We start from the raw sequence: 10537 nt of genomic DNA on the forward strand, positions 1-10537 counted from the left end.
CGGGGCGAGTCACCACCGCACAGATCGCTGGCCGCCACATCCCGGGTCCGGCGCCGACGCATCAGCTCCGTTACAATCTGCAGCCCCGTTTCTGACACGGTTCCCCGGACATGATGGTCCTCGAGGGCGCTTCCGCCCTTTCGCCGTTCCGCCGCGCTCGGCTCGAAACCCGCCTGCAAACCCTCGTTCCCGCGCTGCGCATCACCGGCGCCTGGCACGTGTACTTCATCCGCGCCGAGGCCGGGCAAGCGCCCGACCAGGCCACCTTGCAGCGGATCCTGCAGGCCGAAGCCGCCCCCGCTCCGCGGGCCGAGGAGGCTTCCTCGCGTTACGTGGTGCCGCGCCTGGGCACGCTGTCGCCATGGTCGAGCAAGGCCACCGAACTGGTGCGCGGGGCTGGGCAGCCGATCCAGCGCGTGGAGCGCGGCACCCGCATCGATCTGGCCGGCTGGCCGGCCGACGACGCGATGCAGGCCGCCGTGGCCAAGCTGCTGCACGACCCGATGACGCAGTCGCTGCTTGGCTCGGCCGCGGCCGCCGAGGCGCTGTTCAACGTGCCCGATCGCGGGCAGTTGCAGCGCGTGCCGCTGGCGGCGCTGGAGCAGGCCAACCGCGACCTGGGCCTGGCCCTGGCGCAGGACGAGATCGACTACCTGCGCGAACGCTTCGCCGAGCTGGGCCGCGACCCGGCCGATGTCGAGCTGATGATGTTCGCCCAGGCCAACTCCGAGCACTGCCGGCACAAGATCTTCAACGCCAGCTGGACCATCGACGGCAAGCCGCAGGAACGCTCGCTGTTCCGCATGATCAAGCACACCCACCAGCAGACCCCGCAGCACACCCTGTCGGCCTACAGCGACAACGCCGCGGTGGTGGAAGGCGTGCCGGCCGCGCGCTATCGGCCGGATCCGGCCAGCGGCGAGTACCGCGCCGAGGCGGTGCTGCCGTCGGCGTTTGCGATCAAGGTGGAAACGCATAACCACCCGACCGCGATCGCGCCATTCCCCGGCGCCGCCACCGGTGCCGGCGGCGAGATCCGCGACGAAGGCGCCACCGGCCGCGGCGGCAAGCCCAAGGCCGGCCTGACCGGGTTCACGGTCTCGCACCTGCGCATCCCGACCCTGCCGCAGCCGTGGGAGGCGCCGCGCGCGCTGAACCCGCGCATGGCCCCGGCGCTGGACATCATGCTCGACGGCCCGCTCGGCGGCGCCGCGTTCAACAACGAATTCGGCCGGCCGAACCTGCTGGGCTATTTCCGCAGCTTCGAGCTTGCCGAAGGGCAGGGCCTGACCCGTGCCTACGACAAGCCGATCATGCTGGCCGGTGGCCTGGGCGCAATCGATCGCAACCAGGTCGAGAAGCTGCGCCTGCAGCCCGGCGATGCGGTGATCGTGCTGGGCGGCCCGGCGATGCTGATCGGCCTGGGCGGCGGTGCGGCCAGTTCGGTGGCCGCCGGCGACAGCGCCGAGGCACTGGATTTCGCCAGCGTGCAGCGCGAGAACCCTGAGATGGAGCGCCGCTGCCAGGAGGTCATCGACCGCTGTGTGGCGCTGGGCACCGACAACCCGATCCGCTGGTTCCATGACGTGGGCGCGGGCGGCCTGTCCAACGCCATTCCCGAGTTGCTGCACGATTCGGGCGTGGGCGGCATCATCGACCTGGGCCGCGTGCTCACCGACGACCCCTCGCTGTCGCCGCTGGAACTGTGGTGCAACGAATCGCAGGAGCGCTACGTGCTGGGCGTACCGCAGGCGCGCCTGGACGAATTCGCCGCCATCTGCGCGCGCGAGCGCTGCCCGTTTGCCGCCGTCGGCGTGGCCACGGCCGAGGAGCGGCTGGTGGTCGGCTACGGCGTCTTCGACGCCGGGAATGGGGAGTTGGGAATCGGGAATGGTAACGGCGCACTGCCGGTTGCCGATGTCGCTTCTCACCATTCCCCATTCCCCACTCCCGATTCCCAGCTGCCGATCGATTTGCCGATGGACGTGCTCTTCGGCAAGGCGCCGAAGATGCATCGCGATGCGGTGCATCCGCCGGCGCCGCAATGGCCGGTGCTGCAGACCGCCGCGCTGGATCTGCAGCAGGCCGGCCTGCGCGTGCTGGCGCATCCCACGGTGGCGTCCAAGAGCTTTCTGGTCACCATCGGCGACCGCAGCGTGGGCGGCCTGACCGCGCGCGAGCAGATGATCGGCCCGTGGCAGCTGCCGCTGGCCGATTGTGCGATCACCCTGGCCGGCTTCGATACCTTCGCCGGCGAGGCGATGTCGATCGGCGAGCGCACCCCGCTGGCGTTGTTGAACGCCGCCGCGTCGGCGCGCATGGCGGTGGGCGAGGCGATCACCAACCTGTGCGCCGCCCCGGTGCAGACGCTGGACAGCATCAAGCTCTCGGCCAACTGGATGGCCGCGGCCGGTCATGCCGGCGAAGACGCCTTGCTGTACGACGCGGTGCGCGCGATCGGCATGGAGCTGTGCCCGGCGCTCGAACTGAGCGTACCGGTGGGCAAGGACTCGCTGTCGATGCAGGCGCAGTGGGTTGTCGGGAATGGGGAATCGGGAATCGGGAATGACGAAACGTCGCAGCCCGCCGCTTCCACCATTCCCGATTCCCCACTCCCCATTCCCGGTGGAACGCACAAGAGCGTTTCACCCGTCTCGCTGATCATCAGTGCGTTCGCGCCTGTCGGCGATGTGCGCACGCAGTTGACGCCGCTGTTGCGTAGTGACGAAGAGAGCGAGCTGTGGTTGATCGGGTTGGGCGGCGGCAAGCAGCGTCTGGGGGGCTCGGTGCTGGCGCAGGTGTATGCCGACGATGCCGCGTTGCCGGCATTCGGCGGCGAGGTGCCGGATCTGGACGATGCGCAGCGGCTGCGCAGTTTCTTTGAACTGATCCGCGCCGCGCGCGAAAGCGGCCTGTTGCTGGCGTATCACGACCGCAGCGATGGCGGTGCGTTTGCGGCACTGTGCGAAATGGCGTTCGCCTCGCGCCAGGGCCTGGATATCACGCTCGATGCCTGGGGCGACGACGCGTTTCGCAGCCTGTTCAACGAAGAACTGGGCGCGGTGGTGCAGATCGCCAACGAGGATCGCGCCGCGTTCGCCGATCTGGTCGAGCGGCATGCCTTGACCGAATGCGCGCAGCGCATCGCACGTCCCACCGGCGCGCCGCGCATCCGCGTGAGCGGGCAGGGCCGCGTGCTGGCCGAGTGGCGTTGGGAAGCCTTGTTCGATGCCTGGTGGTCGGTGAGCCACGCCATGCAGAAGTTGCGCGACAACCCGGAAACCGCCGACGAGGAGCGTGCACAGGCGCGCGACTTCCAGGCGCCGGGATTGCGTCCGAAGCTGGTGTTCGATCCGTCCGAAGACGTGGCCGCGCCCTTCGTGGCGACCGGTGCACGGCCCAAGGTGGCGATCCTGCGCGAGCAGGGCGTCAACGGGCAGATCGAGATGGCCTACAACTTCGAGCGCGCCGGTTTCCGTGCGTTCGACGTGCACATGAGCGACCTGATCGAAGGCCGGGTGGATCTGGCGCAATTCTCCGGGTTTGCCGCCTGCGGCGGCTTCAGCTACGGCGACGTGCTGGGTGCCGGCCGCGGTTGGGCCACCTCGATCCTGGAACGGTCAGCCTTGCGCGATGCGTTCGCCGCGTTCTTCGCACGCAGCGACACCTTCGCGCTGGGCGTGTGCAACGGCTGCCAGATGCTCAGCCAGCTCAAGGACATCATTCCCGGTGCCGAGCATTGGCCGCGGTTCCTGCGCAATCGCAGCGAGCAGTTCGAAGCGCGCACCGCCTTGCTGGAAGTGGTGGAGTCGCCGTCGATCTTCCTGCGCGGCATGGCCGGCTCGCGGATTCCGGTGGCGGTGGCGCATGGCGAAGGTCGCGCCGCGTTCGACACCGTGGTGGATCAGGCCGCTGCACGTGTGGCCCTGCGCTTCATCGATGGCGATGGCGCGGTGGCCTCGCAGTACCCGCTCAATCCGAACGGCTCGCCGGACGGCATCACCGGTCTGACCAGCACCGACGGTCGCGCCACCATTCTGATGCCGCATCCGGAGCGCACCCCGCGCACGGCAAACCTGAGCTGGCACCCGGCCGACTGGGGCGAGGATTCGCCGTGGCTGCGCATGTTCCGCAATGCGCGAGTCTGGTGCGGTTGATGATGTGGCGCGGTACGGCATGAGCTGAAGCGCCGTACCAACGGTGCCATTGGACGGCCGTGTGCAGCGATGCACACGGCCGTTGTCGTTGCTGATCCTGCAAGAAAGCACGTTAATCAACGCCGGGACATGGTTTACTTCACGTCACTATAAAAACTACTAGTTATTTACTTGCGGTATACGGTGATGCTGCTTGTGTGATGTCAATCCCAATTGAATCTTTGGTTTTTCAATAGATTCAGACCACGTTTTGAATCATTGATTCATGGCGTTTCTGCAGCACTTTATGTCGCGATTCGTGGGTTCTTTTGCGCGGGTAATCTCCGGCGCAGACGCAGTGCGAGTGCATTTTAGATAAACCTCAGGGGGACCGTGCGATGCAATCGCGCGGTGGTCGGTTTTTACACCAGACCAATGGGGAGTAAGTCGTCGATGAAACCAATGTACTTGGATGCCGGCGGTGGGCAGCATGCCCATTGCCGAACGGGCAGGCTTGCCTGCGATGTGGGGAATCAGCGGTTGAATCGATCGCCGGTGCATGCGCGCGCCAGGCTGGCGGCAGCGATGCTGCTGGCACTTGCCGGCGTGGCCGCAGCTGCCCAGGCCACCACGCATGCCGATGCGCTTGCGCATTGCACGGTGGTCGAAGGCCGGCAACGTTGCGACACCGATGCGGCGACCCGCAACGACGTAGTGCCTGCAACCGCGAGCGTGCAGGTGACCGCAACGCCTGCGGCCGATACCGATGCACCGGCGTTTGCGGATGGGCAGGATGCGCTGGCACTGGGCAATGCGAGCAACGCGCTGGGCGATGGCACCAGTGCGTTCGGTGGCGGAAGCCTGGCGCTGGAGCGCGACGCCACCGCGATCGGGCACAACGTATCGGCCGCCGGGGAATCGGCAACCGCCATTGGCGGCGTGGCAACGGTCTACGACTACGACGCATTCGGTTTTGTCATCGGGCAACGCGAACAGGCCACGCAAGCGTCCGGGGTGGGGGCGACGGCCATCGGCGGTGGTGCACTGGCCGGCGATCCGTTTTCCAGCGCCCTGGGCAGCGGCGCCAGCGCCATCGGCGTGCAGGGCACGGCGGTGGGGTATCGCGCGCAGACCGGCAACGACGGCGCCACCGCGGTGGGCGGTCTGTCCACGGCCAGTGGTTTTCTCTCCACCGCCGGCGGCTACAGTTCGCGTGCCAGCGGAGATACGTCCACCGCCTTCGGTTACCGGGCGCGCAGCGAAGGCAGTAGCAGTATTGCAGTGGGCGATACCGCACTGGCCAGCGGGGTGCAAAGTGTGGTGGTTGGTGGCATCAGCAACTTCGGCTCGATCACCGCCGCCACCGGAACAGGCGGCATCGCGCTCGGCGCAGGTGCGCAGAGCCAGTCCGATTATGCGATTGCCATTGGCTACGATTCCAACATCTTTCCGAATCGGCCTGGCAATACCGATTCCGTGGCGATCGGCCACAGCGCCGGTTCGTTCGCGCCACGCACGGTATCGCTGGGTGGTTTTGCATTGACGATGGGCGATGGCGGCATCGCGATCGGTCACGACAGCACGGCCTACGTGGAAAACAGTATCGCCTTGGGCGCGCGCGCCGCCACCTCGTGGTTCAACGGCAACAACACCGCGATCGGTGCAGATTCCCAGACCAATGGCATCGATGCGCTGGCGATCGGCTATGGCGCGCGCGTGGGCGATTTTGTCGACGATGCCTGGAACCGTTCGGCATCCAGTGCCGTCGCACTGGGCGCACATTCCTACGCCTACCGCAGCAACACGGTGTCGGTGGGCGATGTGCAGGCGGGTTTGATGCGGCAGATCACCAGCGTGGCGGCAGGCACCGAAGCCAACGATGCGGTCAATGTGGCCCAACTCGACAGCGTGCGTGCGATCACCAATCGGCTCGACAGCACGCTGGCCATTGGCAAGACCGATACGGACGAAGCCGCTGCCCATGTCGACGGACTCAATGCGCTGGCCTTGGGAAGCGCCAGCAACGCCATCGGCGACGGCGCCAATGCGCTGGGCTCGGGCAGCCTGGCGCTGGGGCGCGATACCGTGGCTGTCGGCCGCAACGCCAGCGCGGCCGATGCATCGGCCGTTGCAGTGGGCGGCGTGGCGTCCGTGCCGGTGTTCGATGCGGCGGGCTCGATCGTCGGCGCGCAGGAACAGGGTGCCTCGGCCCAGGCACGCGGCGCGGTGGCGCTGGGCAGCGCGGCCATTGCCCAGCGAAGCTTCGCCACTGCGGTCGGCACGGGGGCCGCGGCCAGTGGCGAGCAATCGATGGCGGCCGGATTCAGCGCCCGTGCGCAGGATGATGTGGCCACTGCGGTGGGCGCCTTTTCGAGCGCCCGCAGTGCGGCGGCGTCGGCCTTCGGCTTCGGTGCGCTGGCCAACGCGAGCATGACCACGGCAGTGGGCTTCAACGCCTCCAGTCTTGGCGAGGGCAGTGTGGCCGTGGGCAGTCTGGCGGTTGCCGCTGGTGAGCGCAGTGTGACGCTTGGCGGCATGTCACTGATCAGCTCCACGCTCAGGTCGGCAGGTGCTTTCCGGGTCGGTGGCGTTGCCATCGGCGCCGGCGCGCGAAGCGACGGCGATTACGCCGTTGCGCTGGGCTACAACGCCAATGTGTTCTCCAACGACAGCAATGCCGATGCGGTGGCGATCGGCCATAGTGCGGCCTCGTTCGCGCCGCGCACGGTGGCGCTGGGGGCGCTGGCATCTGCCGAGGGCGTTGAGGGGATCAGCATCGGCTACGACGCGCGCGCCACCTCCAGCAGGAGCATCGCGATCGGCAGCGGCGCCAATACGTCGATCCTCCATGGCGACAATATCGCCCTGGGAACCAACGCCAGGGCGGATGCGCCCGACGCGATCGCGATCGGGCGCAATGCCAGCGTCGGCGTATTCGTCGGTGAAGCGGGCAGCGCGGCGATGGCACTGGGCGTGCAATCCAATGCGCTGGGCAACAACAGTCTGGCGATGGGCTACAACGCCTTCACTCGGCAAGGGGGCAGTAACGCCGTCGCACTCGGTGCCGATGCCGGTGCCAGTGGTGCCGATTCGGTGGCACTGGGCGCGGGCTCGCGCAGCTACGAGGCCAACGTGGTGTCGGTGGGCAACGGCAATGGCCGCGGCGGGCCGGCCACGCGTCGCATCGTCAATGTCGGCAGCGGCGCGATTGCCAGTGCCAGCACCGATGCAGTCAACGGCGGCCAGTTGTTCCAGTCGTTGAGCAACGCTGCCAGCTTCCTCGGCGGTGGCGCGGCGATCGGTGCGCAAGGGGTGTTCGTGGCACCGACCTACGTGATCCAGGGCAGCAGTTACCGCAATGTGGGCGAGGCGCTGACCGCGCTGGACAGCAAGGTCAGCGAGCTGGATGCGCGAGGTGGAACGGCCACCTCCGGCACTGCCGCACGTTCAAGCGCTGCGCGTGTGGCAGCGGCGCCTTCACCAGTTGCGGACGCCTCGACTGTCGCCACCACGGCGGATGCGACAGACGATGGCCTGCAGGCGACAGCGCTGGCCACCGACGGCATGCCAGAAAGTTCGGCGTCGTCGGTTGCTGCAACGGCGAGCGCGCTGGATGCAGGCAACGCGGTGCAGGGCACGCCGACTGCGGCGGTGGTCGGCAGCATCACCCCGGCCGCAACGTCCACCGCCGTCGGCACGGCGGCAGTGGCCAACCACGTGACCGGCACGGCGATCGGCGGCAGCGCGTATGCGCATGGCCCCAACGACACTGCGATTGGCAGCAACGCACGCGTCAATGCCGATGGCAGCACCGCGGTCGGCGCCATACGCAGATTGCCGCGGTGGCGACCAATGCGGTGGCGATGGGCGAAGGCGCGCAGGTCAGCGCGGCGTCCGGCACGGCGATCGGCCAGGGCGCACGTGCCAGTGCGCAAGGTGCGGTTGCCCTGGGTCAGGGGTCGGTGGCCGATCGCGCCAACACGGTGTCGGTGGGCAGCGTCGGCGGCGAACGGCAGGTGGCCAATGTGGCCGCCGGCACGCGTGCCACCGATGCGGTCAACAAGGGCCAGCTGGACAACGGCGTCGCCGCGGCCAACAGCTATACCGACAGCCGCTACAGCGCGATGGCCGACAGCTTCGAGACCTACCAGGGCGACATCGAGGACCGTCTGCGCCGGCAGAACCGTCGCCTGGACCGGCAGGGTGCGATGAGCTCGGCGATGTTGAACATGGTCGCCAGCGTCGGTGGCATCGCCACGCAGAACCGCGTCGGTGCCGGCGTCGGTTTCCAGAACGGCGAATCGGCGTTGTCGGTGGGCTACCAGCGTGCGATCAGCCCGCGCGCCACGCTGACGGTGGGCGGCGCGCTCAGTGGTGACGACAGGTCGATCGGCCTGGGCGCCGGCTTCGGCTGGTAACGCAGGCCTTGCCGTTGCAGCGGCGCGCGTGTGGCCGCTGCGTGCTCACTCATTTGCTTTGCATTTCATCTTGAAGAGGACGTCATCGTGATTCAGACCCATCGTTCCCGAACGCTCGCCATCGCCTGCAGTGCCGTCCTGTCGCTCGCCAGCGGCATCGCCACCGCGGCCACGCCGGATTCCGGCGTACGCACTGCGCAACGTCAGCAGGCCATGCGCGACGCCCCGGTCGACAGCATCATCGTCAACTATCGCAGTGGCCGGGTGAGCGCGCGCAGTGTCGGCACTGCGTCGGTGGCCACGATCGCCGCGGCGGCATCGCGCGCGGCAGTGCGCCTGGTGCCGGCCGCGCGCAGCGGCACGCAAGCCGCGCCGACGCATGTGCGTACGCTGGCGGTGGGCAGTGAGTTGATCAGGTTGCCCGCACAGCTCAGCCGCAGTGACGCCGACCGCCTGGTGCGCGAACTGCAGGCCGATCCTGCAGTGGAGTACGCGCAGATCGACACGCGCATGTATCCGTTGCAGAACAGCGGTGGCAGCCTGCCCGACGACCCGCTGCTGGCGGGCAATCAATGGCATCTCACCGATCCGGTTGGCGGCATCGATGCGCCGGCGGCCTGGGCCACCGCCCAGGGCGAAGGCGTGGTCGTGGCGGTGATCGATACCGGCATCTTGCCGGGGCACCCGGATCTGGCCGGCAACCTGCTGCAGGGCTACGACTTCATCACCAACGCCGACAGATCGCGACGCGCCACCGACGCGCGTGCGCCGGGCGCGCTGGATTACGGGGATTGGGAAGCGACGGACGGCGAATGCGGCATTTTTTCAGCGGCCCGCGACAGTTCCTGGCACGGCACGCATGTGGCCGGCACGATTGCCGAAGCCACCGGCAACGGCATTGGCGGTGCCGGTGTGGCCTACAAGGCCAAGGTGCTGCCGGTACGCGTGCTGGGTCATTGCGGCGGTTCGTCCTCGGACATCACCGATGCCATCGTGTGGGCGTCGGGCGGCCATGTGGATGGCGTGCCGGACAATCGCAACCCGGCGGAAATCATCAACATGAGCCTGGGCGGCGTTGGCCCCTGCGATTCGGTCACGCAGGCGGCGATCAACGCTGCGGTGTCGCGTGGCACCACCGTGGTGGTGGCGGCCGGCAACGATGGCGCGGACGTGTCCAGTGCCGTGCCGGCCAACTGCGCCAACGTGGTATCGGTGGCGGCCACCCGCCTGACCGGCGGGTTGGCGTACTACAGCAATTTCGGCAGCTTGATCGATCTGGCAGCACCCGGCGGCGGCGCGCGCGATCTGGAAACCGACACCTTGTACGACGGCCCGATCGGCAGCTGGATCTGGCAGACCGGTTACACCGGCAAGACCACGCCCACGTCCGGGCAATTCGCCTATCTCGGGCCTGGGTTTGCCGGAACCTCGATGGCCGCGCCGCATGTGGCGGGGACGGCCGCGCTGGTGCAGAGCGCCCTGATCGCCGACGGCAAGCCGCCGCTGACACCCGCGGCACTGGAGCGCCTGCTCAAGCGCAGTGCGCGCGCGTTTCCGGTGCAGTTGCCGTTGAGCACGCCGGCCGGTAGCGGCATCGTGGATGCCGGCGCGGCCATCGATCGGGCACTGCGCCGTTGCGACAGCGGCGACCTGGGCTGCCAGCTGGACGCGCAGACGCTGCGCAACAGCGTGCCCGAGCGCGGTCTGTCCAATGTGGCCGGCGATGCCGGCGTCTTCGCCTTCGAAGCGAATGCGGGTGCGGTGCTGCGCTTCGTCAGCTTCGGCGGCAGCGGGCAGGTGGCGCTGTATGTCGCCATGGGCCGCGCGCCGACCGCAACCGACAACGACGGCATGTCCAGCCGGAGCGGGACCAGCCAGACGGTGCGCTTCACCGCACCGCGTGCCGGAACCTATTTCATCCGGCTCGATGGCAGCAGCTTCGATGGGGTGAGCCTGTTGGCGCGCCAGTGATCCGACACGCGG

2 protein-coding genes and 1 pseudogene are annotated in these 10537 nt (G+C 68.1%); all 3 read left to right on the top strand.

The window, feature by feature from the left end; all coding sequences use genetic code 11:
* Positions 1-110 precede the first annotated feature (110 nt).
* The 3 genes and pseudogenes from purL to EO141_RS07400 all read left to right on the top strand — a co-directional run bounded on the left by purL (position 111) and on the right by EO141_RS07400 (position 10525).
* Positions 111-4157 carry a phosphoribosylformylglycinamidine synthase gene (purL, locus tag EO141_RS07390; RefSeq protein ID WP_127168846.1) on the top strand — a complete coding sequence of 1349 codons (4047 nt, stop codon included), beginning with the start codon at positions 111-113 and terminating at the stop codon, positions 4155-4157.
* Positions 4158-4589: 432 nt separating this feature from the next.
* Positions 4590-8554: pseudogene (locus EO141_RS07395) on the top strand (YadA-like family protein).
* Between the two features lie 87 nt (positions 8555-8641).
* Positions 8642-10525, top strand: a complete 1884-nt coding sequence (locus EO141_RS07400; RefSeq protein ID WP_127168847.1) for a S8 family peptidase — start codon at positions 8642-8644, stop codon at positions 10523-10525.
* Positions 10526-10537 lie beyond the last annotated feature (12 nt).

The sequence above is a fragment of the Xanthomonas sp. BRIP62415 genome, from assembly GCF_003993515.1.
In the GTDB taxonomy this organism is placed as follows: Bacteria; Pseudomonadota; Gammaproteobacteria; order Xanthomonadales; family Xanthomonadaceae; genus Xanthomonas; species Xanthomonas euroxanthea.